This is a genomic window from Curtobacterium sp. MCBD17_003 (assembly GCF_003234885.2).
Lineage (GTDB): Bacteria > Actinomycetota > Actinomycetes > Actinomycetales > Microbacteriaceae > Curtobacterium.
This window is the reverse complement of the sequence record NZ_CP126275.1, coordinates 2671037-2693172: the sequence shown is the minus strand read 5'-3', so window position 1 is coordinate 2693172 and position 22136 is coordinate 2671037. Positions and strand designations below refer to the sequence as shown.

General features: G+C 73.1%; 20 protein-coding genes. 14 read left to right on the top strand and 6 right to left on the bottom strand.

The genetic code is table 11. From position 1 onward, the window contains the following. Positions 1-46 precede the first annotated feature (46 nt). Together DEI88_RS12650 and DEI88_RS12645 are read right to left on the bottom strand one after the other, a co-directional pair. Positions 47-1666 (bottom strand): ABC transporter substrate-binding protein, encoded by a 1620-nt coding sequence (locus DEI88_RS12650; protein ID WP_111072398.1) that lies wholly within the window; start codon positions 1664-1666, stop codon positions 47-49. Between the two features lie 142 nt (positions 1667-1808). Next, positions 1809-2777: an amidohydrolase family protein gene (locus DEI88_RS12645; protein WP_111072397.1), complete on the bottom strand. Its 969-nt coding sequence runs from the start codon at positions 2775-2777 to the stop codon at positions 1809-1811. Positions 2778-2857: 80 nt separating this feature from the next. On the opposite strand from DEI88_RS12645, the gene DEI88_RS12640 reads away from it, so the two are divergent. The 7 genes from DEI88_RS12640 (at position 2858) to DEI88_RS12610 (ending at position 10948) form a co-directional block, all read left to right on the top strand. Continuing rightward, positions 2858-3652, top strand: a complete 795-nt coding sequence (locus DEI88_RS12640; protein WP_146246088.1) for an HpcH/HpaI aldolase family protein — start codon at positions 2858-2860, stop codon at positions 3650-3652. Positions 3653-3822: 170 nt separating this feature from the next. Beyond that, complete coding sequence (locus tag DEI88_RS12635) at positions 3823-4314, top strand: DUF4126 family protein (RefSeq protein ID WP_111072395.1); 492 nt, start codon at positions 3823-3825, stop codon at positions 4312-4314. 135 nt (positions 4315-4449) lie between these two features. Further along, a complete protein-coding gene (locus DEI88_RS12630) occupies positions 4450-5835 on the top strand; it encodes an MFS transporter (protein ID WP_111072479.1) in 1386 nt (461 codons plus the stop codon). A gap of 130 nt (positions 5836-5965) precedes the next feature. Further along, positions 5966-7510, top strand: coding sequence for a Mur ligase family protein (locus tag DEI88_RS12625; RefSeq protein ID WP_111072394.1), 1545 nt, complete (start codon positions 5966-5968; stop codon positions 7508-7510). A gap of 181 nt (positions 7511-7691) precedes the next feature. Next, positions 7692-9167 carry a bifunctional UDP-N-acetylglucosamine diphosphorylase/glucosamine-1-phosphate N-acetyltransferase GlmU gene (glmU, locus tag DEI88_RS12620; protein ID WP_111010984.1) on the top strand — a complete coding sequence of 492 codons (1476 nt, stop codon included), beginning with the start codon at positions 7692-7694 and terminating at the stop codon, positions 9165-9167. A gap of 8 nt (positions 9168-9175) precedes the next feature. After that, positions 9176-10153 carry a ribose-phosphate diphosphokinase gene (locus DEI88_RS12615; RefSeq protein WP_111037352.1) on the top strand — a complete coding sequence of 326 codons (978 nt, stop codon included), beginning with the start codon at positions 9176-9178 and terminating at the stop codon, positions 10151-10153. 6 nt (positions 10154-10159) lie between these two features. After that, positions 10160-10948, top strand: coding sequence for a putative protein N(5)-glutamine methyltransferase (locus tag DEI88_RS12610; protein ID WP_111037325.1), 789 nt, complete (start codon positions 10160-10162; stop codon positions 10946-10948). Between the two features lie 84 nt (positions 10949-11032). Here DEI88_RS12610 and DEI88_RS12605 read toward each other — a convergent pair whose 3' ends face one another. Further along, entirely contained in the window at positions 11033-12013 is a 981-nt protein-coding gene (locus tag DEI88_RS12605; RefSeq protein ID WP_111072393.1) for an aldo/keto reductase, read from the bottom strand. Between the two features lie 158 nt (positions 12014-12171). Here DEI88_RS12605 and DEI88_RS12600 point away from each other — a divergent pair, with 158 nt between their 5' ends. Next, the gene (locus DEI88_RS12600; RefSeq protein WP_111072392.1) at positions 12172-13203 is read left to right on the top strand and encodes an alcohol dehydrogenase catalytic domain-containing protein; all 1032 of its coding nucleotides are present in this window, start codon (positions 12172-12174) and stop codon (positions 13201-13203) included. A gap of 30 nt (positions 13204-13233) precedes the next feature. Here DEI88_RS12600 and DEI88_RS12595 read toward each other — a convergent pair whose 3' ends face one another. Then, positions 13234-14337: a saccharopine dehydrogenase family protein gene (locus DEI88_RS12595; RefSeq protein WP_111072391.1), complete on the bottom strand. Its 1104-nt coding sequence runs from the start codon at positions 14335-14337 to the stop codon at positions 13234-13236. Between the two features lie 91 nt (positions 14338-14428). Between DEI88_RS12595 and DEI88_RS12590 the strand changes: the two genes are divergently transcribed. Then, a complete protein-coding gene (locus DEI88_RS12590; RefSeq protein WP_111037321.1) occupies positions 14429-15013 on the top strand; it encodes a TetR/AcrR family transcriptional regulator in 585 nt (194 codons plus the stop codon). Here DEI88_RS12590 and DEI88_RS12585 read toward each other — a convergent pair. After that, on the bottom strand, positions 15000-16730 hold the full coding sequence (locus tag DEI88_RS12585) for a molybdopterin-dependent oxidoreductase (RefSeq protein ID WP_309146653.1): 1731 nt from the start codon (positions 16728-16730) through the stop codon (positions 15000-15002). The two genes, DEI88_RS12590 and DEI88_RS12585, sit on opposite strands and share 14 nt — an antisense overlap. Before the next feature lie 97 nt (positions 16731-16827). Between DEI88_RS12585 and DEI88_RS12580 the strand changes: the two genes are divergently transcribed. The 3 genes from DEI88_RS12580 (at position 16828) to DEI88_RS12570 (ending at position 18557) form a co-directional block, all read left to right on the top strand. Continuing rightward, positions 16828-17496 (top strand): hypothetical protein, encoded by a 669-nt coding sequence (locus DEI88_RS12580; protein ID WP_111048129.1) that lies wholly within the window; start codon positions 16828-16830, stop codon positions 17494-17496. A gap of 234 nt (positions 17497-17730) precedes the next feature. Next, positions 17731-18048 (top strand): putative quinol monooxygenase, encoded by a 318-nt coding sequence (locus DEI88_RS12575; RefSeq protein ID WP_111037319.1) that lies wholly within the window; start codon positions 17731-17733, stop codon positions 18046-18048. Next, positions 18045-18557, top strand: a complete 513-nt coding sequence (locus DEI88_RS12570) for a gluconokinase (RefSeq protein ID WP_258375136.1) — start codon at positions 18045-18047, stop codon at positions 18555-18557. The genes DEI88_RS12575 and DEI88_RS12570 overlap by 4 nt, the downstream gene beginning before the upstream one ends. A 57-nt stretch (positions 18558-18614) precedes the next feature. Here the strand turns inward: DEI88_RS12570 and DEI88_RS12565 are convergent, their stop codons facing one another. Beyond that, the gene (locus DEI88_RS12565) at positions 18615-19514 is read right to left on the bottom strand and encodes a LysR family transcriptional regulator (protein WP_181441255.1); all 900 of its coding nucleotides are present in this window, start codon (positions 19512-19514) and stop codon (positions 18615-18617) included. 182 nt (positions 19515-19696) lie between these two features. Between DEI88_RS12565 and DEI88_RS12560 the strand changes: the two genes are divergently transcribed. Further along, positions 19697-20719: an adenosine deaminase family protein gene (locus DEI88_RS12560; protein WP_258375144.1), complete on the top strand. Its 1023-nt coding sequence runs from the start codon at positions 19697-19699 to the stop codon at positions 20717-20719. Further along, positions 20716-22077, top strand: coding sequence for an NtaA/DmoA family FMN-dependent monooxygenase (locus DEI88_RS12555; protein ID WP_111049977.1), 1362 nt, complete (start codon positions 20716-20718; stop codon positions 22075-22077). The genes DEI88_RS12560 and DEI88_RS12555 overlap by 4 nt, the downstream gene beginning before the upstream one ends. Positions 22078-22136 lie beyond the last annotated feature (59 nt).

The window sequence follows — 22136 nt, the reverse complement described above, 5'->3', positions numbered from 1 at the left end:
CCCCGATCCCTCGCGTCCGGTGCGACGGACGCGACCGCCGCGGCGCTCACTTGCCGACTCCGGCGTAGTAGGCGTCGCCGTCGGGCGTGGACGCCAGCCCCGTGATCCCGTTGGTGACGTAGATCGCCTTGAGGTCGTAGACCGGGATGAAGGCGGCCTGCTTGTTGATCTTCCTGAACACGGAGGCGAATGCGGCGTTCCGGGCGGTCGTGCTCGTGGTCGCGTCGGCCGCGTCGATCTGCTTGTCGAGCGACGCACTGCAGGAGTGGGACCAGTTGAACCCGCTCTTCACCTGCGCGCAGGTGAACACCGACTTGATCATGTTCGGGTCGAGGGACCAGAAGAACCAGCTGGCGGTGTTCGAGCCGCCGTTGTTGTACGTCTGTCCCACGGTCGGGAACGCCTGGTCGCTCAGCTTGGCCGTGATGCCCACCGACGCGAGTTGGGACTGGACGAGCGTCGACATGTCGTCGAAGCCGAAGTTCGCGATGTTGATCATCGAGATCGTCAGGGTCTTGCCGTGCTTCTGGCGCTTCCCGTCGACCATCTTCCAGCCGGCGCGGTCGAGCAGCTTGCCGGCCTCCTTCTGGTTGTACGAGAACGCGCTGCCCGCACTCGCGTACCCCGGGGTGGCGCGGGTGACCACGCTCGTCGCGAGCTTGAACTCACCGGCGAACAGCGTCGAGATGATCGACTTCCGGTCGATGGCGTGGGCGATCGCCTGGCGGACGAGCGGGTCGTTCGTCGGTGCCTTGTCGACGTTGAGGAGCCACCCGTAGGGCATCCCGGCCGCGGCGACGGTGGTGGTCCGCTTGCCGGCCTTCTTCGCGCTCGCCACGTCCTGCGGATCCAGTCCGTCGGCGACCTGCACCTCGCCCGTCTTCAGTGCGTTGTTCTGCGACGTCGGGCTCGTCAGGATGCGGAACGTCAGCGAGGACAGCTTCGCCGCCCCGGAGCCGAACCGCTTGGGACCCCAGTCGTACTTCGCGTTGCGCGTGAGCTTGACCGACGACCCGCTGGTGAAGCTCTGGAACGTGAAGGGCCCGGTGCCGACCGGGTGCTGCCCGTAGTCCGCCCCGTACTTCTTCAGCGCCGTCGGGGAGTCGATGCCGAACTGCTCACTCGCGACGAGCGTGTTGAACGCCGGGTAGGAGCTGGTGAAGTCGACCTTCACGGTGTACGGGTCGACGACCGTCGTGCCCTTGTACGGGCCGAGCGAGGTGACCGCGCTGGCCGACTTCGTCGCGGGGTCCGCGATGTGGTCGAAGGTGGCCTTGACGGCGTTCGCGTCGAACCGGGTGCCGTCCTGGAACGTCACGCCGTGCCGGAGGTGGAACGTGTACTCCGTGGCATCGGCGTTCGCCGTGTACGAGGTCGCCAGCCCGGGCTCGTACTTCTTCGAACCCGAGAACCGCCAGATCAGCGGGTCGAAGATCTGCGCGTCCACCTTGACCGAACCGACGAGGCCCGTCTGCCCGGGGTCGAGCGTGTCCGGGTTCTGGCTGAGCGCGACGGTGAGCGCCTTCGGCGTCTTCGACGAGGTGCTCGCGTTCGCGACGGCGGTGCCGCCCGCCGTCCAGCCGGCGAGCAGGGCACCGACGCCGAGGGCTGCGACGCCCATGCTCGCGATTCGCGCACCGCGTCGTTTCGAGGGGTGGGAGGACATGGGTGCTCCTTGAGGTCGGGTGGTGCTCAGCGGGAGGTGACGTTTCGTAAGCGAGTCAAGTCGGAGTAGTTGTGTTCGGCAAGTAGCAGCGCGTTTCGCTTTTCGAACGTTTTGTTTCCGGCGGATTACGCATTGCGATTGCTCAAGACTGCACGCCCACGGACGCGAGCGGGATCCGGTAGACGCGGGAGGCGGTGCCGCAGAACAGCGCGACCTGCTCGTCGGCGCTCAGGTGCGCGGCTGCGCGGCGGTACTGGTCGAAGGCCTCGGCGTAGGTGATCCCGCGGATCCCGCCGACCGGGAAGTCGCTCGCGATCATGCTGCGGCCCCCGCCGAACCGGTCGAGGACGTGGCGGATCAGCGGTTCGGCGTGCGCGTATGTCGGTTCAGGGAGGTAGCCGTGTACCGACGAGACCTTGATCACCACGTTCGCGGCGGTCGCGAGCAGGGCGACGTCGTCCCGCCACCGCGCGAGGCCATCGGGGCTCTGGTCGATCGGGCTCGCGATGTGGTTGACCACGATCGTCAACGACGGGTACGCGGCCGCGAGCTCGACGACCTCGTCCGCCTGCCACGGGTAGATGAGGAGGTCGAGCGCCAGACCGAGTTCCGCGATCACCGGAAGGGCTGCCCGCCACGAGGGGCGTCGACTGATCTCCGCCTCCGCCATCATCGTGTTCTCCGGGTCGGGGTTCCACGCGATCGTCTGCCGGATCGACACGACCCGTTCGAACGCGGCCTGCTCCCGGATGAGCTGCTCGGTGTCGGGTCGTTCGAACGGCACGGCGGCGACGTACCGGATCGCCAGGTTGTCGGACTTGTCGAGGGACTCCAGCCACCGCGTCTCGTTCACCGGGCTGTCCTCGGCGTCCCAGAGCGCCTCGATGTGCACCGACGCCACGACGTTCTGTCCGTCGATGTCGCGGCGGTAGTCGTCGAGCACGTAGTCGTGCTTGAGCGAGTCGAAGAGGCCCTTCGGACCGAAGCTCCCGCCGGGCATCAGCCACGGGTAGTGGTCCCCGGCGAGGTCCCACATGTGGAAGTGCGCGTCGATGACCGGACCGTCGTAGAGCGCCTGAGCGTCAGGCGTCACCGCGTTCTGCATTTTCATGGGGCAAGTATCAGGGCGGCACGGGCTTCCGGCCGCAAGTCTTCACGCGCTGGAAACATGCCATCTGGAAAGCTGATGGCGTGACAACGAGGACGATGCACAGCGCCGCGACGACGTCGGACGATCCGCTCTGGGGTCTGTGGTCGAACTACGCGAGCCCCCGGGTGGTCGGTTCGCTCGCGGCCTCCGGGGCCCCGTGGATCTGCGTCGACGAGCAGCACGGGTACCCGCCGGACGACCTCGCCGCGACGATCGGCGCCGGGCTCGCACGTGACGTCACGATGGTCGTCCGTGTCGCCTGGAACCGGCCGGAGCTGATCGGCCGCGCGCTCGACGCAGGCGCGAGCGGGATCATCGTCCCGATGGTGGAGGACCCGTCCCAGGCGCAGAGCGCGGCCCGTGCATGCCATTACCCGCCGCTCGGCGCCAGGAGCTTCGGGCCCGCCCGCCGTGCGTTCGGCGTGGAGGCGGCGTACGGCGGACACGCACCCGAGGACGAGCCGCAGTGTCTCGTCATGGTGGAGTCCGCCGCCGCATTGACCCACGTCGAGGAGATCGCCCAGACGGAGGGCGTCGACGGGATCTTCGTCGGGCCGTTCGACCTCGCGCTGGCCCTCGGCGTCGCGCTCGACGACCTCCTCGCCGACCACTCGTCGTCCGCGCCGCTCGTCCGGATCGCCGCGGCCTGCCGTCGAGCGGGGATCCTCGCCGCGGCGTACGGCGGCACGCCCGAGCGGGCGCGGGTCCTCGCGGCCCACGGGTTCGGGCTCGTCGTCGCCGGGACGGACGACGGGATCCTCCGCGACGGCTGGGCCGGCATCCGCGCCGGACTCGCGGCCGGTGCGGAGGAGCGCGGAGCGACCGGCGCCCGCTGACGGTCCACACGGCCCCGACGCCCGGTGACCGCGTGCCGGGCGCTGGATGGTGCCGCCGCAGCCCGCTCGGTCGCCGCGTTCCACGTCACCCGTCGGCGGGCTGGGTCCCCGTCGACCCGCGGTCGGTAGCCTCGCGCGAGGACCACATCCGCCACCACGAGGAGCCCACCATGCCGAGCACCACCACGCTGTCCATCCCGGCCCGGGCACTGCTGCTCGGCGTGTTCACGGGCGCCCGGTCCGCCACGCCCCTCGCGGTCCTCGCGCTGCAGCACGATCGCCCCTCGCTCCAGGGTGCCTGGCAGCAGTGGCCCGTGTTCCGCTCGCCCGTCGGCCGAGGCGCCCTCGTCGCCTCGGCGGCCGGGGAACTCGTCGCCGACAAGCTCCCCGTCACGCCCAGTCGGCTGAAGCCCGGGGCGCTCCTCGGACGCGTCACGGCCGGTGCGATCGCCGGCCTCGTCATCGGGAGCGTGGGCGGCAGCAGTGTGTCGCGCCTCCAGACCGCGGTGCTCGGTGGCGTCGGCGCGGTGATCGGGAGCTACGCGGGCTACCTCGGCCGCACGGCCCTCGGCTGGGTCAGCGGCCTGCCGGACCCGGTCGTCGCGCTCGTCGAGGACGCGATCACGGTCGCGGGGGCGACCGCGGTGGTCACCGCCGACTGACCGACGGACGGGAGGGGCGGGGCCAGCGGCTGCGCCCCTCCCGTCCGGCTCCGGTCGGCTGTGTCAGCGCGTGCGATCGCCGCCGACCGCCAGCGCCGCGACCCGCGCGACACCCGGCTCCGCTACGGTTCGCCCATGGCAGCAACGGCGCCCCCGCAGCGCACCGACCGGCGTGGCCTCGTCGCGTGGGCGCTCTGGGACTGGGGGTCGGCCGCCTTCAACGCCGTCGTCACGACGTTCGTCTTCAGCACCTACCTGGCCAGTCGCGCGTTCGTCGACCCCGCCCTCGTCGCGCACGAGCACGGTGCGGCCGGGCGGCGGGCGGTCGAGGCAGCCCTCGCCCACAACGCGACCGTGGTGTCGGTCGCGCTGACGATCGCCGGCGTCGTCGTCGCGCTCATCGCACCGGCGATCGGCCGGTTCGCCGACGCGTCCGGGCACCGGAAGCGGTCCGTGCTGCTCGCGACGATCGGCATCGTGCTGAGCATCGGGTGCATGATGTTCGTCGCGCCCGCCCAGCCGTACCTCGTGCTCGGGGCGTCCCTCCTCGGCATCGGCACGGTCGCGTACGAGATCGCCAGCGTCGGCTACAACGCGATGCTCGGGCAGGTCGCCCCCGAGGGCCGGACCGGCCGGGTGTCCGGCATCGGCTGGGCCGCCGGGTACTTCGGGGGCATCGTGCTGCTCGTCGTCCTGCTCGTGCTGTGCATCCAGGACTTCGGCTCGCCCGACCGCGCGGGACTGCTCGGCCTGCCGTCGACCGTGGCGGGTGGGGAGTGGAGCGTCCGGGTCGCGATCGGCATCGCCGCGCTGTGGCTCGCGGCCTCGTCGGTGCCGCTGTTCGTCGTCGTGCCCGAGGCCACCCGCGGACCGGCGCGGCGCAGCGGCGTCCTCACCGCCTACGCCGACCTCGGCCGCGACGTCGCCCGACTGTGGCGCGAGCGGCGCGACCTCCTCATGTTCCTCGTCGCGAGCGCCGTGTTCCGCGACGGCCTCGCCGCCGTGTTCACGTTCGGGGCGATCATCGCCGCGCAGGTGTTCGGGTTCTCGTCGTCCGAGGTCATCCTGTTCGCGATCGCGGCGAACGTCGTCGCGGGCATCGCCACCGTCGTGTCCGGACGGCTCGACGACCGCTTCGGCTCGCGCGCGCTCATCCTCGCCGCGCTCGTCGGACTCGTCGCGTGCGGCACGGGCGTCCTGTTCATCGGCACCGCGCAGCAGGGATTCTGGGTGCTCGGCCTCGCGCTGTGTCTGTTCGTCGGCCCGGTGCAGTCGTCGAGCCGCGCCTACCTCGCGCGCCTCGCGACCCCCGGGCGCGAGGGCGAGCTCTTCGGTCTGTACGCCACCACGGGCCGGGCGGCGAGCTTCCTGGCACCCGCGCTGTTCGGACTCGCCGTGACGATCGGCGGATCCACGCGGTTCGGCATCCTCGGCATCGTCGCGGTGCTGCTCGCCGGGCTCGTGCTCATGCTCTTCGTCCGGGTGCAGCGCGCGCAGCCGGCATCCCTCGGGCGGGCCTGAGCCGCAGTCGGGTGGGAGGGGGCAGCACGCGTCCCCCTCCTCGCCGTCGCCTGAACGGCACGTACCCCGACCCGCACCTCTCCGGCGTAGCGTCGCGCTGTCCTGAGCCACGACGACGAGGAGTCGACCGGTGTCCGATGCGTTCCGGCCCCGCAACCCGACGGGCACCGCGCTCCGTGCCGTCGCCGAGGTCGTCGGCGCGACCACGCCGACCGCCGTCCCCGACGACCTGCGCGTGACCGGCGTCGCCGTCGAGGACGGCGAGGTCCGCCCCGGGGACCTGTTCGTCGCGATGCCCGGTGCCCACACGCACGGCGTCCGGTTCGTCCCGGCCGCGTTGTCGGCGGGGGCCGTCGCGGTCCTCACCGACGCGGCGGGTGCCGAGGCGCTCGCGGCGTCGACCGTGCCGGTCCTCGTCGTGCCGTCACCCCGCGCCGTGCTCGGTCGGACGGCGGCGGTCGTGTTCGGGACGTCCACGCCGTCCGCGACGCTGTTCGGCGTCACCGGCACGAACGGCAAGACGTCGAGCGTGTACCTGCTCGACGCGGTCATGCGCCGACTCGGGTGGCGGACCGCGCTGACGTCCACCGCCGAGCGCCACGTGGGCGACCGGGTCATCGCGAGCCGGCTGACGACCCCCGAGGCGAGCGAGCTCCACGGGTTCCTCGCCGCGGCCCTGGAACACGGTGCCGACGGCGTCGCCCTCGAGATCAGCGCGCAGGCCCTGTCCCGGCACCGGGTGGACGGGGTGGTCGTCGACGTCGCCGGGTTCACGAACCTCAGCCACGACCACCTCGACGAGTACGCCGACCTCGACGCGTACCTGGCGGCCAAGGCGCTCCTGTTCCGCCCCGACCGATCGCGGCGCGCGGTCGTGTCGCTCGACTCGGCCGCCGGTGTGCGCATCGCGGCGTCCGCCGAGGTCCCCCTGACGACGATCACCTCGCGCCCGGACACGGCCGCCGACTGGCACGTCACCGTCCTCGAGCAGCGCCCGGACGCCACGCGGTTCCGGCTCGACGGCCCCGGGGGAGCGACCGTCACCACCGAGGTGCCCCTGCTCGGCGTGCACATGGCGGCGAACACGGGACTCGCGATCGTCATGCTCGCCGCCTCGGGCGTGCCGTTCCCGGACCTCGTGCGCGCGGTCGGCGCTCGGCTCGACGTCGACGTCCCCGGGCGCATGGCGGACGCGTCCGCGGCCACCGGGCCTCGGGTCTTCGTCGACTTCGCGCACACCCCCGACGCGTTCGAGAAGAGCCTCATCGCGATGCGGGCGTTCACGGCCGGGCCGCTCGTCATGGTCGTCGGCGCCGACGGGGACAAGGACCCGACCAAGCGCGCGGGCATGGGCGAGGTCGGGGCCCGGCACGCCGACGTCGTCATCGTCGCGGACCACCACCCCCGGCACGAGGACCCGGACGCCATCCGCGCGGCGATCCTCGCCGGCGCGCGCGGGGCGGGCACCGACACGACCATCCTCGAGATCGCCGATCCGCCCACCGCGATCCGCGCCGCCCTCCGCCACGCGGGAGCGGACGGGGCCGTGTACTGGGCCGGCCCCGGGCTGACCGACTACCGCATCATCGGCGACGCGCACGTCCCCTACTCGTCGTACGAGGACGCCGCGGTGGCGCTCGCCGAGGCCGGATGGGGCGTCGGCGTCGAGGCCTGAGGCGGCGGCGCGGCCCGCGGGGCCTGGACCGGGTCCGGGAGGCCCGGCAGCGGGTTCGGGAGGGGTGGAACTGACGCTCGTCGGTTGACCGACGGCATGTCGGCCGGGAGGCGCGGCACCGGACCCGACGCCGGGCCCGTGTGTCGTCCCTCCCGGCCGCGAACCGGGCCAGGATGGGAGCATGACCGACCAGCCGATCGCCGTGGTCGTCCTCGCCGCCGGGCAGGGCACCCGCATGAAGTCCGCGACCCCCAAGGTGCTCCACCGGCTCGCCGGACTCCCGCTCATCGCCCACGTGCTCCGCACCGCGGAGTCCCTCGCACCGGCGCACGTGGCGGTCGTCGTCCGGCACGAGCGCGAGCGCGTCGCGGCCGAGGTGACCGAGCGCATGCCGGACGCCCTCGTCGTCGACCAGGACGACGTCCCCGGCACCGGCCGTGCCGTCGAGGTGGCGGTCGCCGCGCTCCCGGCCGACTTCGACGGCGTCGTCGTCGTGCTCAGTGCGGACGTGCCGCTGCTCGACGCGGCGAGCGTCCGGGCCCTCGTGCAGCAGCACACCACCGCGGGCGACGCCGTGACCTTCGTCAGCGCGATCGCGCCCGACCCGACCGGGCTCGGACGGATCCTCCGCGACGAGCGGGGTGCGTTCACGGGGGTCGTCGAGCACAAGGACGCCACCGACGAGCAGCGCATGATCACCGAGGCGAACGCGGGCATCTACGCGTTCGACGTCGCGCAGCTCCGCGCCGTCCTGCCGTCGATCGGCACCGACAACGCGCAGGGCGAGAAGTACATCACCGACGCGCCCGCCCTCATCGCCGCCCGGGGTGGTCGCATCGACGTCCTCACCTTGTCCGACCCGTGGCTGGTCGCCGGCGTGAACGACCGCGCCCAGCTCGCCGACGCGGGGCGCGAGCTCAACGCCCGGATCGTCCGCGCGCACCAGCTTGCCGGCGTCACGATCAAGGACCCGGCGACGACGTGGATCGACCTCGACGTCACGATCGAGCCCGACGCCGAGATCCTGCCGGGCACGCAACTCGAGGGGGCCACGGCGATCGCGGCCGGCGCGGTCGTCGGGCCGGACACGACGCTCCGCGACACCGAGGTCGGGCCCGGGGCGACCGTCGTCCGGACCGACGCGACGCTCGCGGTCGTCGGCGCCGGGGCGACCGTCGGGCCGTTCGCGTACCTCCGGGCCGGGACGTACCTCGGCGACGACGGCAAGATCGGCACCTTCGTCGAGACGAAGAACGCCCGCATCGGCCGCGGCAGCAAGGTGCCGCACCTGTCGTACATCGGGGACGCCGAGGTGGGCGAGGGCTCGAACATCGGCGCGAACACGATCACCGCGAACTACGACGGCGTGCACAAGCACCGCACCGAGGTGGGCTCCCACGTCCGCACCGGCTCGCACAACGTCTTCGTTGCCCCGGTTAGGATTGGGGACGGGGCGTACACGGGAGCGGGAACGACGGTCCGCAAGGACGTCCCCGCCGGCTCGCTCGCCATCAGCTACGCCCCGCAGCGCATCACCGAGGGCTGGGTCGAGGAACATCGGCCCGGAACCCCTGCTGCCGAGGCCGCTGCGGCCGCGGGGGCACGACGCGCGTCCGCCCCATCCCCCCAGAGCGCGACCCCGCGGGTCGAGGAGTGAGCACACAGGTGTCCGGAATCAAGATGACCGGCCAGAAGCGACTCGTGCTGGTGTCGGGCCGAGCGCATCCGGAGCTCGCCGAGTCGATCGCGGACGAACTCGGGCTCGACCTCGTCCCGACGGACGCCCGGACCTTCGCGAACGGCGAGCTCTACGCGCGGTTCGACGAGTCGGTCCGCGGCTGCGACGCGTTCGTCATCCAGTCGCACACCGCGCCCATCAACGAGTGGCTCATGGAGCAGCTCATCATCGTGGACGCGCTCAAGCGGGCCTCGGCCAAGCGGATCACGGTCGTCGCGCCGTTCTACCCGTACGCCCGTCAGGACAAGAAGGGCCGCGGGCGTGAGCCGATCTCGGCCCGCCTCGTCGCCGACCTGTTCAAGGCCGCCGGCGCCCACCGGATCATGAGCGTCGACCTGCACGCACCGCAGATCCAGGGCTTCTTCGACGGTCCGGTCGACCACCTGTTCGCGATGCCCGTGCTGCTCGAGCACTTCCGGCAGCTGCTCGACCCGGCGACGCTCACGGTCGTCTCGCCCGACATGGGCCGCGTCCGCGTCGCCGACATCTGGAGCGAGAAGCTCGGCGCGCCGCTGGCGATCATCCACAAGCGCCGTGACCCGCTCGTGCCGAACCAGGTCACGGTCCACGAGATCGTCGGGGACGTCTCGGGCCGCTGGTGCCTGCTCGTCGACGACCTCATCGACACCGGCCGGACGATCGCCAAGGCGGCCGAGGCCCTCAAGGCGAACGGGGCGGTCGGCGTCGTGGTCGCGGCCACGCACGCGGTGTTCTCCGACCCGGCGACCGAGCTGTTGCAGAGCGAGTTCATCGACCAGGTCGTCGTCACCGACACCCTCCCGCTCGCGCCCGACAAGCGCTGGGACCGCCTGACGATCCTGCCGATCGCGCCGCTCATCGCCCGCGCCATCCACGAGGTCTTCGACGACGGCTCCGTGACCTCGATGTTCGACGGCGCAGCGTAGCGGCGCATGGCCGACCACGACCCGGCCGCGCACCGCGCCCTGACCGCCCGACTCCGCGCGGCCGGCAGCGTGTTCGCCGAGGACGAGGCCACGGTCATCCTCGACGAGGCGGACGGCGACGCGGTCCGGCTGCGGACCCTGCTGCAACGGCGCCTCGCGGGCGAACCGCTCGAGGTCGTCGTCGGGTGGGCGTCGTTCTGCGGGCACCGGGTCCGGGTGGTGCCCGGCGTGTTCGTGCCCCGTCGGCGGACCGAGCTCGTCGTCGAGGAGGCCGCCCCGTTCCTCCAGGTCGGCGACAGCGTCGTGGACCTGTGCTGCGGCGTCGGCGCGATCAGCGTCGGCCTCATCGTGACGGTGGGGCTGCTGGACCTCGTCGCGGTGGACATCGACCCGGACGCGGTCGAGGTCGCGGCCGAGAACCTGGCCGGCCGTGCCGTGGCCGTCGTCGGCGACCTGTTCGAGCCGCTGCCGGACCGCCTCCGCGGCGCCGTCACGGTCGTGGCGGTGAACGCGCCCTACGTGCCGACGGACGCCATCGCGCTGATGCCGCCGGAGGCGCGTGAACACGAGCGCCGCGTCGCGCTCGACGGCGGCGCCGACGGGCTGGACGTGCACCGGCGGATCGCCGCGGGCGTCGGCGAGTGGCTCCGCCCCGGCGGCGCCGTCGTCATCGAGGTGAGCGCAGAACAGGCAGACGCATCCGCCGCGCTCTTCACGGCCGCCGGCCTGGAGGCGCGGATCGCTCGAGACGAGGACCGTGACGCCACGGTCGTCGTCGCCGTCCGCCCCGCCTGACCCCACCCCCGCGAGATCGCAGTGGATGCCGTTCTCAGGGTGGCCTGAGCGGCAACGACTGCGATCTCGCGGGATGGGTCCGGGTCAGAAGAACGTCGGCTGGCGGGCCACGTAGTGCTCCTCGAGCGCCGCTGCCTCGTCGTCGGTCAGGTGGACGTCGAGGGCAGCCGCGGCGTCCTCGATGTGGTGCACCTTGGTGGCGCCGACGATGGGCGCGTCCACGACCGGGTTGCGCAGCACCCACGCGAGCGCGACCTGCGCCATGCTGACCCCGCGCTCATCGGCGATCCGCGCCACCGCGTCGACGATGCCCTCGTCCGAGTCGAGTCGGACGGGGTTCCCCTTCGGGTCGCGTTCCGGCTCGTCACCGGCGCGGGCGGTGTTCTGCTCGCTCCACGGGCGTGCCAGCTTGCCGGCCTGCAGGGGACCCCACGGGATCGACCCGACGCCCTGGTCCGCGAGGAGCCCGAACATCTCGCGCTCCTCCTCGCGCTGCACGAGGCTGTACTGGTTCTGCATGGACACGAATCGCGTCCACCCACCGAGGTCCGCTGCGGCCTGCAGCTTGGCGAACTGCCACGCCCACATGCTCGACGCACCGATGTAGCGCACCTTGCCCGCCTGGATGACGTCGTGCAGGGCCTCCATCGTCTCCTCGACGGGGGTGTCCGGGTCGAACCGGTGGATCTGGTACAGGTCGATCCAGTCGGTGCCGAGTCGCTGCAGCGACTTGTCGACCTGCTCCAGGATCGCCCGACGGCTCAGTCCGGACTCGCCGGGGCCCGGGCCCATCTCACCGAACACCTTCGTGGCCAGGACGACGTCCTCGCGGCGGGTGTACTCGCGGATCGCCGCGCCGGTGACCTCTTCGGAGCTGCCGCGCCCGTAGACGTTCGCGGTGTCCCAGAAGTCGATGCCGAGCTCCACGGCCTTCCGGAAGATCGGCTCCGCCGCGGCGGCGTCGAGCGTCCAGGTCTGCTGCTCGTTGCCGTTGCCGAAGCTCATGCAACCGAGGGTGATGCGGCTGACCCGCAGGCCGGTCGGTCCGAGGTGGGTGTACTCCATGCGGTCGTCTCCTGACGTCGTCGTCGTGCTCCCCTGTGTACACGCCGCACCCCTCCGCGAGATCGCAGTCGTCGCCGTTCTGCGGGCCTCCAGAGCGACGACGACTGCGATCTCGCGCAACGGGGCACGCCGCCCGTCGGGGCTGCGAGGATTGGCGCATGCGCGCAGTCCGGTACGACGCCTTCGGTGCCCAGCCCTCCGTCGTCGAGGTCGACGCCCCCGCCTGTCCGCCCGACGGCGTGGTCGTCCAGGTGGCGGCGACGGGCGTGTGTCGCAGCGACTGGCACGCATGGCGCGGACACGACGACTCGGTGCACCTGCCGCACGTCCCCGGGCACGAGTTCGCGGGCGTCGTGGCCCAGGTCGGTCCGGACGTCCACGAGCACCGCGTCGGTGACCGGGTGACCGCGCCGTTCGTGTTCGCCTGTGGCACGTGCGACGAGTGCCGCGCCGGGGCGACGCAGGTGTGCACACGGCAGGAGCAGCCGGGGTTCACGCTGCCCGGGTCGTTCGCCGAGCAGGTCGTGGTGCCGCACGCCGACCTCAACCTCGTGCCGCTGCCCGACGCGATCGGGTTCGTCGAGGCCGCGGGGCTCGGTTGCCGGTTCGGCACGGCCTACCACGCCGTCCACGCGCGCGGGCGGGTCCAGACGGGGGAGTGGGTCGCCGTGTACGGCTGCGGCGGGGTCGGGCTCTCGACGATCGTCGTTGCGCTCGCGGCGGGGGCCCAGGCGATCGCGGTCGACGTCGCTCCCGCGGCGCTCGAACGGGCCCAGGCGCTCGGCGCCGTGACCGTGCCGAGCGGACCCGACGCCGTCGAGCGGGTGCGCGCGCTCGCCGGGGGCGGGGTCCACGTTTCCTTCGACGCGTTCGGCAGCCGGAGCACGTCGAACGCGGCGATCGAGAGCCTCCGCCCACGGGGGCGTCACGTCCAGGTCGGGCTGCTGCTCGGCGCCGAGGCCGAGCCCGCCGTCGCGATGGGCCGCGTCATCGCCCAGGAGCTCGAGCTGCTCGGGAGCCACGGGATCGCCGTCGCGGAGTACGCGGCCATGCTCGCCGCGATCGTGTCGGGGCACCTGCGGCCGGACACCACGGTCGGCCGGACCATCGGGTTCGAGGAGCTGCCCGCCGCGCTCACCGGACTCGACGGACCCGCCGCGGTGCCGGGGATGACCGTGGCGGTGCTCTGACCCTGGCGGCCGGTGTCGTCGACACCCCGCTCACGCAGGCGCGTCGACGACGACGCCGCCAGCGGCGACCGCCAGGTCGGCGCCGAACACCACGCCGGGCGTCGCAGCGCCCGGTCGGCCTTCGCCCTGGAGGAGCCGTGTCGCGACCTCGACGGCGGCTGCGGTCGTGAACACGGACGCGTCACCGAGCCGCAGCCAGCCCTCGCGCACGCGGCCGTCCGGCCACTCGACCCGTGCGTGGCCCCACGACGACGCCCGAGGGCGAGGTCGGTCCTCGAAGCGGATCGCGGACAGGCGCCCGACGACGAAGCGCCGCACGGGGGCGATCCGGAACAGGGCGGTCGCGAGCGGGAGGACGGCGCGCACCGCGGGGTTCGCGGGGACGAGGGCCGAGGCCGCGACCACGTCGTCCGCGTCGCTCGCGAGCCAGGCCGCGAGCAGTTCACCGCTCGCGCCGCTGCCGGCGCCGACACGGTCCCCGTCCGGCGTCGTGATGGTCCGGTAGTCCGTGACGACCCGTCGCGTGCGGACGAGTCGACCGTCCTGGACCTGCGCTCCGCCGAAGGCAGCGACGTCCGCGATGGACTCCGCCAGGGCGCTGCCGAGGGTCCCGGCTTCGGTCGCCACCGAGGCGATCGCGTCGACCCGGACGCGCCGCGGCCGGGGCTCGCCGTCGCACAGGCGCACGACGACGCTCTCGACCGCGACCACCCCGAACCCGGCGCCGGGCACGAGGACCTGTCCCGCGACTGCCGCGCGACGGTCCTGCCGCAGGACGTCGTCGACCGCGGCGTACTCGTTCGACAGGTCGAGGTAGTGCGTGCCGTGTGGGAGCGCCCGGACGACCGGGAGCGCGGTCCGCGTGAAGGGGCCCACGGTGTTGACGACGACCCCGGGTCGTTCCCGTCCGATCGCCGCGAGGAGGTCGCTGAACCCGCCGACGACCATCCGGGGACTGCTCGCGGCCGGGCCGTGTCGCTCGGAGGCGACGGCGGACAGGGCGTCCCGGACCTCCTCGAGCCGCGCTCGGTCCCGCGCTGCGAGCACCACGGCGACACCGCGGGCGTGGAGCTCCGCCGCGATCGCCCGTCCGGTGCGCCCGGTGGCCCCGAGGACCATGACCTCGTCGTGCATGTCGTGCTCCGCCCGTCCCGCGTGCCTCGATGACACGTCGTGTCGTCACGATACACGTGATGACACGACGTGTCGTGAGTAGGATCGACGGGTGGCTCGATGGGATCCGGATGCACGAGCGCGCCTCGAGCAGGCCGCGCTCGAGCTGTTCCGTGAGCAGGGGTTCGCCGCGACCACCGTCCCGCAGATCACCGCGCACGCCGGCCTCACCACCCGGACGTTCTTCCGGCACTTCGCCGACAAGCGCGAGGTCCTGTTCGGGTTCGAGGACCAGTTCCCCGCGGTGGTGGCCGAGCTGCTCGCCCAGGCGCCGCCGGACCTCGCGCCGATCGCCCTCATCGCGGCGGGGCTGGAGACCCTGGCCGAGACCCGGTTCCAACCCCTGCGCGAGTACCTGCTCACCCACCGTGCGGTGGTCCGGAGCGACGAGCGCCTGCGCGAACGCGAGCTGACGAAGCATGCGGCGCTCGCCCGGGCCGTCCGTGCCGGGTTCGTCGAGCGCGGCGAGGACGACCTGTCCGCCACGCTCGCCGCCGAGGTCAGCGGTGCCGTGTGGTGGGTGTCGCTCGACCGCTGGCTCGACGAGGACGGTGACCGCGCGTTGGTCGCGGTCGTCCGCGAGACCATGGCGCGGTTCCTCGCGATCACGGGCGGCGGCGACCTCAGCTCGCGGTGACGCCCACCGAGTGCCAGCCGCTCGCCCCGTTCGGTGCCGGCGCCCGCTCGACGCTCGTCTGCACCGTGCCGTCCGCGCTGATCGCCCGGACCGTCAGGGTGTGCGGCCCGTGCGTCGGCGTCCAGTCGCGGAGCACCCACTGCCGCCAGGTGTCCGCGGACACCGAGTCCGCGAGCTCGGCGTCGCGCCATGCTCCGTCGTCGACGCGGACCTGCACGCCCCGCACGCCGGTGTGCGGCTGCCACGCCACCCCGGCGACGGCGACCCGCTCGCCCGCGCGCACCGTGCCTCCAGACCGTGGCGTGTCGATCCGCGACTCGAGCTTGACCGGCCCGTGCGCGCTCCACCCGCGGGGTGTCCAGTAGCCCTCGGCGTCGGCGAACCGCGTGACGGTGAGCTCGGTCACCCACTTCGTGGCGGACACGTAGCCGTACAGGCCGGGGACCACCATGCGGACCGGGAACCCGTGTTCGGCGGGCAGCGGCTCGCCGTTCATGCCGACCGCCAGGATCGCGTCCGTGCCGGCGTCCTGCAGCACGTCGAGGGGTGTGCCCGCGGTGAACCCGTCGACGCTCCGCGAGAGCACCATGTCCGCCGACGCGTGCGGGCCGGCCTCGGCGAGCAGGTGCCGGATCGGGTACCCGAGCCAGAGCGCGTTGCCGATGAGGTCGCCGCCGACCTCGTTCGAGACGCAGCTCATGGTGGCCATGTGCTCTTCGAGCGGCCGGGCGAGCAGGTCGGCGAACGAGATCTCGACGTCGTGGTCGACCATGCCGGTGATCCGGAGCTTCCAGGTGTCGGGATCGACCGATGGCACGCGCAGCGCGGTGTCGATCCGGTAGAACTCGGCGTTGGGGGTGACGTACGGCGTGATCCCGTGCACGCCGAGACTCGCGCCGGCCGGGACCGCGCGCTCGTGCACGGCCGGTGTCGGCAGGTGGACGGCGCGCTTGACGGCCGCTGCGGCGGAGCTCGCCGCGTCGACGACGCGCGCGCCGGCCCCGACGACGAGCGCGGTGACGCCGAGGGTCAGCGTCCACCCGAGGAACGCCCGGCGTTGCACCGCGGGGGAGCCCGTCATCGTGCTCGCTGCGGTCGGGGTCGCGTCCTGCTCGGCGGCGGCGTCCCACCGCCGGAACCGCTGCATGCCCAGGCGGAGCGTGACGACCGCCGCGAGGACCCCGACGACCGAGGGCGCACCGTCGAGGCTCCCGCTGCCGGAACGGGTCATCACCGCGACGAGTGCGATCACCCCGCCGACGCCGAACACGACGGTGCCGAACGGCGGACGACGGCGCTCGAGGACGCCCGCCGCCGCGGTGATCAGGGCGAGGAGCACTGCCATGAGGACGAACAACGCCGCCTTGTCGCCCGTGCCGAACAGCGTCACCATGAGGTCCTTCACCCACCGCGGCGCGAGGTCGATCGCGGCCGAGCCGACCGCGACGAGCGGACTGCCGGCACCGTTGAGCAGGAGCGCGACGATCTCGGCGACGGCGAGGAACACGATCCCGGCCACGAGCCCCACGGCCGCGGCGGCGATCGTCCGTGTGCGGTCGGGCAGGTGCAGCGGGCGGTCGACGGGTTCCGCGGCAAGGGGCGCCGCGATGGCAGTGCCGGACGCGCGGCGGTCGGCACCGGGCGCGGGGCGGTCGGCACCGGGCGCCGGGCGGTGGTGTCGAGCGGCGTCGCGCTGGTCCGGGTCCTCCGTGCTCACGGGGCGATCGTAGGCGGGTCCTCTGGCGGTTCCCCGGGTCGCCGGACCCCCCGAACTCGGCGCTTCGCCGGGGACCGCTGCGTGCGAGGATCGGACGGTGACCACCCACCTCGGCCCGGACCGCCGCATCGCGCGCGGCGTCGACCGCTGGGCGATCGTGCGGTGGGGCGTCGTCGTGCTGTGGGTGGCGCTGCTCGTCGTGCGGGTGACGGTGGTGAGCACGGATCCCGCCGCGGACCTCCGTGTGCTCGGGGTCGTGCAGTTCCTCGCGACGCTCGTGGGGGTGCTCATCGTGGCGCTCGGCGTCGGCATGTCATGGTCGAAGCGCGTCCGGACGACCGACGTGTCGCTCGGACGGGCGATCCGCAGCATCGACCCGACCGTGCGGCTCGTGCCGGCGGTGCCGACGAGCGAACTCCGCGACCTCGTCGGGCGCGCGCATCCCGAGGTCGCCCTCGGGCGCCACGTCGTCTGGGGGTTCGGCGCGACCGAGGCGTCCCTGTGGCAACTCGACGGGCGGCAGGCCCTGCGGGTGCTCGTGGTCCGGTGGACGCGGGTCGTGCACGTCGGTGTCGAGGACCTCCCCGACGGCTCCTCGTCCCCCCACCGCGCGGTCATCGCCATCCACTTCCACCGTCCGGACGGCACGCCCGCGGTCGCGACGTTCGCGGTGCGCCGCGCGCTCGGGTCGCTGCGGCTGCTCGGCCGTGGGCCGGCGCTCGACCGGCTCAGCGCCGACCTCGCCGCCGAGCGCGTCATCCTGTAGGCAGGGTCGGCCAACCGCTGCTCGCGAGATCGCACAACGCGCCGCTCACTGCTCGCGAGATCGCACAACGCGCCGCTCAGCTCATGACGTGAGCGGCATGTCCTGCGCGCTCGCGCTCGCGCTCGCGCTCGCGCCGCGCCCCGCCACGGCCGATCCCATTGCCTCTCGCCGCCGCGAGCGCGAGCCTCCGGACGCCCTGGGAGCGGCGCACGCACCGGTTCGTACTGTGGGCCCATGACCGATCCGATCGTCGTCGTCGCGACCTTCCGTCCGAAGCCCGAGTCCGTCGCGGACCTGACCGCCGCCGTGCAGGAGTACGTGCCGGTCGCACAGCAGGACGAGGGCAACCTCCGCTACGCGCTGCACGAGGCCGGCGAGGGCGTCCTCGTGCTCATCGAGCAGTGGAGCGACCAGCAGACCCTCGAGCAGCACGGCGCCGCGCCCGAGTTCACCGCCTTCACGCAGCGCGTGCAGCCGTTGCTCGCGAGTCCGCTCGAGGTGCGGGTCCTCCGCCCGGTGCCGCTCGGCGACGACGCCAAGGGCGCGCTGTGACCGGTCATCGCCCCGTCGTCGTCATGGGGGTGTCCGGTTCGGGCAAGACGACCATCGGCTCCGCCCTCACGCGCCACTGGGAGGGCACCCAGTTCGTCGACGCCGACGACCTGCACCCCCAGGCGAACAAGGAGAAGATGCGGTCCGGGCATCCCCTGACCGACGAGGACCGCTGGCCATGGCTCGACATCTGCGCCGCCCGCATCGCCGCGATCGAGGCCCAGGGGCAGCGCTGCGTCATGGCGAACTCCGCGCTGAAGCGGGTCTACCGGGACCGCCTGCGTTCGACGAACCCCGACCTGTTCTTCGTGTTCCTCACCGGCGACGAGGACGTCATCGCCGAACGGCAGCGCCGCCGGCACCACGAGTACATGCCCGACTCGCTGCTCGGCTCGCAGCTCGCGACGCTCGAGCCGTTGCAGGCCGACGAGGCCGGGCTCGTCGTCCGGATCGACCAGACCCTCGAGTCCGTGATCCAGAGCATCGACAGCGCCCTCGTCACCCGCTGAACGGCCAGCTGGAGCCAGCGAGGCCCGAGGCGGCCGGCGCCGGGGCCACAGCGCCGGTCAGGCGGCCGGGTCGGCCCAGGACCGGCGGACGCGCTCGACCAGGTCCAGGACGTGCGCGCGGTCGTCGTCGCGTCGGCGGACCATGGCGACGCTGACCGCCGGGAGGCCCACCATCGGCACGAACGCGAGTCCCGTGCCCCCGGCGTTCTCGGCCACCGTCGTGCTCGTGAACGCCATGCCCCGCCCGGCCGCCACCTGCGCGAGCATCTCCTCGACCGTCCGCGCCGGGGGTCCGACGACGACGGGAGCCCGCCCGTCCGGCCGTGCCGCCGCGATCCAGAAGTCCCGGTCCGAGGCGGCGTCGACGATCGGCTCGTCGTCGAGGTCCGCGAGCGCCAGTGCCGTGCGTCCGGCGAGCGGGTGGTCGGCGCGGAACACGGCGACGAGGTCGCGCGTGCCGAGGACCGTGGCGACCCAGTCGGCCTCCGCGAACCCGGGGGAGAGCTGCGCCACGAGCACGTCGACCTCACCCGCCGCGAGCCGCTGGTGCTCGCTGCCCCACGGGACGTGCTCGAGCACGACCTCGACGTCGGCGGCCTCGCCCTCACGCACGGCGAGACCGGTCAGGGCCCGTGGCGCGCTCGTGCCGAACCCGACGACGACGCGCGGCCGGGCGGCGACCCGACGAGCCCGGGCCACCGCGCGCTCCGCGGCGGCCAGCACGGCGACGGCGTCGACGTGGAACGCGTGCCCCGCCGGGGTGAGCCGCACACCGCTCCCGGGCGTCCGGCCCCGGCGGTCGACGAGTTCGACCCCGAGGACGTCCTCGAGTCGTCGGATGGCCTGACTCAGGGCCGGCTGCGACACCCCGGTCACGGCGGCAGCGGCGGTGAACCCCTGCTCGGCGACGAGCACGACGAACGCACGGAGGAGCCGGAGGTCGAGGTCGACGGGCACGGCGTGGTCCTCCTCGCTCGCGCGCTCCGCGCGTTTCCGGCGTGTAACGGATCCGGGCCCGAGTGCGGCGCCGCACCGCGCCGATCCCCGTGTCGGCGGGCACATCAGCGCTGCTTATGGCCCCAGTGGCGTATCCTATGCGACAGCCGTGGTGCCCTCGCCCTACGCTGCCGGACGTGCAGATGCCGGTCCACCCCACCGCCGACGACCGGCTCCGCGCCCTGCCGAAGACCCACCTCCACGCGCACCTCGACGGCAGCTACCCGGTCGACGCGGTCCGCGCCCTCGCGACGCGACGCGGCATCCCGTTCCACCGGCCGGAGCGGTTCGCCGACGTCTGGGCGTTCTTCGACGCGTACGGCACCGTCCCGGCCCTCGTCGCGACGCACGAGGACCTCGCCGCACTCTGCCGGGCACTCGTGCACGCCGAGGCCGCCGAGGGCGTCCGGTACCTCGAGCCCGCCGTCGAGCCGCAGCTGTACGCCGAGCGTCTCGGCGGGAACGAGCAGGTCCTCCGCACCGTCCTCGCGGCCTTCGCCGAGGCGGCCGCCGACGCCGCCGCCGCGGGCACGCCCGTCGAGGTCGGTGCCGACCTGACGCTCAACACCGACGCCGACGCGGACCTCGCCGACGAGCTCGGTGCGCTCGCCGCCCGCTTCGCCGGCAGCGGCGTCACCGCGCTCGGCACCGCCTGCTTCGACGAGGACGGCGACCTGGCCCCGTTCGTCGGTGCGGCGCGCGCCGCACGGGCGGCGGGCCTCCCGGTCGTGAGCCACGCGGGCCAGACCGGCGGGCCGGACCGCGTGACGGCCGTGCTCGACGTGCTCGGTGCCTCCCGGATCTCGCACGGGTTCCGAGCGGTCGAGTCCGCCCGCGTCACCGATCGGCTGGCGGCCGAGGGGATCGTCTGCGACGTCTGCCCGGTGTCGAACGTGCGGCTCGGCGTCGTCGCCGACCTCGCGTCGCACCCCGCCCCGGTCCTCGTCGAGCGCGGGGTCCCGGTGACCCTGAACGCGGACGACCCGCTCTGGTTCGGAGCCACCGTGTCGGACCAGTACGCGATCGCCCGCACGACGTGGGGGTTCGACGACCAGGCCCTTGCCGACCTCGCGCGCACCGGCACGCGGGCCACCGGGATGTCCGCGGACACCCGCGACCGATTCGACCGTGAGCTCACCGCGTGGCTCACAGGAGGGCGAGCATGACGAAGGAACTGTTCCTCGGCGCGTTCGAGATCAACGGCGTGAACCTCACGAGCCAGGGGCTCTGGGCGCACCCGGACAACACGACGTGGCGCTACAAGGAGCTCGAGCACTGGACCGACCTGGCCCGCATGCTCGACGACGGCGGGTTCGACTTCATGTTCCTCGCCGACTCGTACGGGTACCCCGTGATCGACGGCGTCGTGCCCGACGTGGCCTTCGAGCAGGGCGTCGAGATCCCGAAGAACGACCCGATGCTCCTCGTCCCCGCCATGGCCGCGGCCGCCCCACGCCTGTGCTTCGGCGTCACGTCGTCGACGAGCTTCGAGCCGCCGTTCGCGAACGCACGCCGCTTCGCCACGCTCGACCACCTGACCCGCGGCCGCATCGCCTGGAACGTCGTCACGACGTCGAGCGCGGTCGTCACGGAGCTGTTCGGCAAGGACCGCTACGTGCCGCACGACGAGCGGTACGCGATCGCGCAGGAGTACCTCGAGCTGAGCTACGCGCTCCTCGAGGGCTCGTGGGAGGACGACGCCGTCCTCGCCGACAAGGGCGCACGTCGGTACGCGGACGCGAGCAAGGTGCACAAGGTGGTGCACCACGGCCGGTACTTCGACGTCGAGGGCTACGCCAACACCGAGCCCGGGCCGCAGCGCACGCCCGTGCTGTTCCAGGCCGGCGCGTCGTCATCGGGTCGCGCCTTCGCCGCGGGCAACGCGGAGCTCGTGTTCCTGCAGGGCAAGGACGCGCCCTCGTTGGCCGCGCAGGTCACCGACATCCGCACCCGCGCCGAGCAGGCCGGGAGGGCCGGGACCGACATCCGCACCGTCTCCGGTCTGTCGGTCATCACCGCACCGTCCACCGCGCAGGCGGAGGACCAGCTCGAGGAGTACCTCTCCTACGTCGACCCGGACGCCGCACGCGTCTACTACGCGAGCATGACCGGCATCGACCTCGCCGCGCTCGACCCCGAGGGCTCGTTCTCGGACGTCACCACCGAGGGCGGCCGGACCCAGGTCGAGCGGTACAAGGGCACGTCCGTGCGCGAGGCCACCGCGGACTTCATCCGGAACGGCATGCGCGAGTTCGTCCTGACCGGCACGCCGACCGAGGTCGTCGACCGCATCGAGGCCCTGGTGACCGACACCGACCTCGACGGCTTCAACTACACGCCCTACGTCACGCCGGGTTCGTACCGGTCGTTCATCGCCGACGTCGTGCCCGAACTCCGTCGTCGTGGCATGCTGCCCGAGACGCCCCGCACGGGCACGTTCCGCGAACGGCTCTCGGGACGCGGCCCGCACCTCCCCGCCAGCCACCGGGCGGCACGGTTCCGGCACCAGCCGGCCACCGCCTGACCAGCCGGGAGGTGCGGGGCCGGACCCCACACCCTCCGCACCTCCCTCTCCACCCAGCA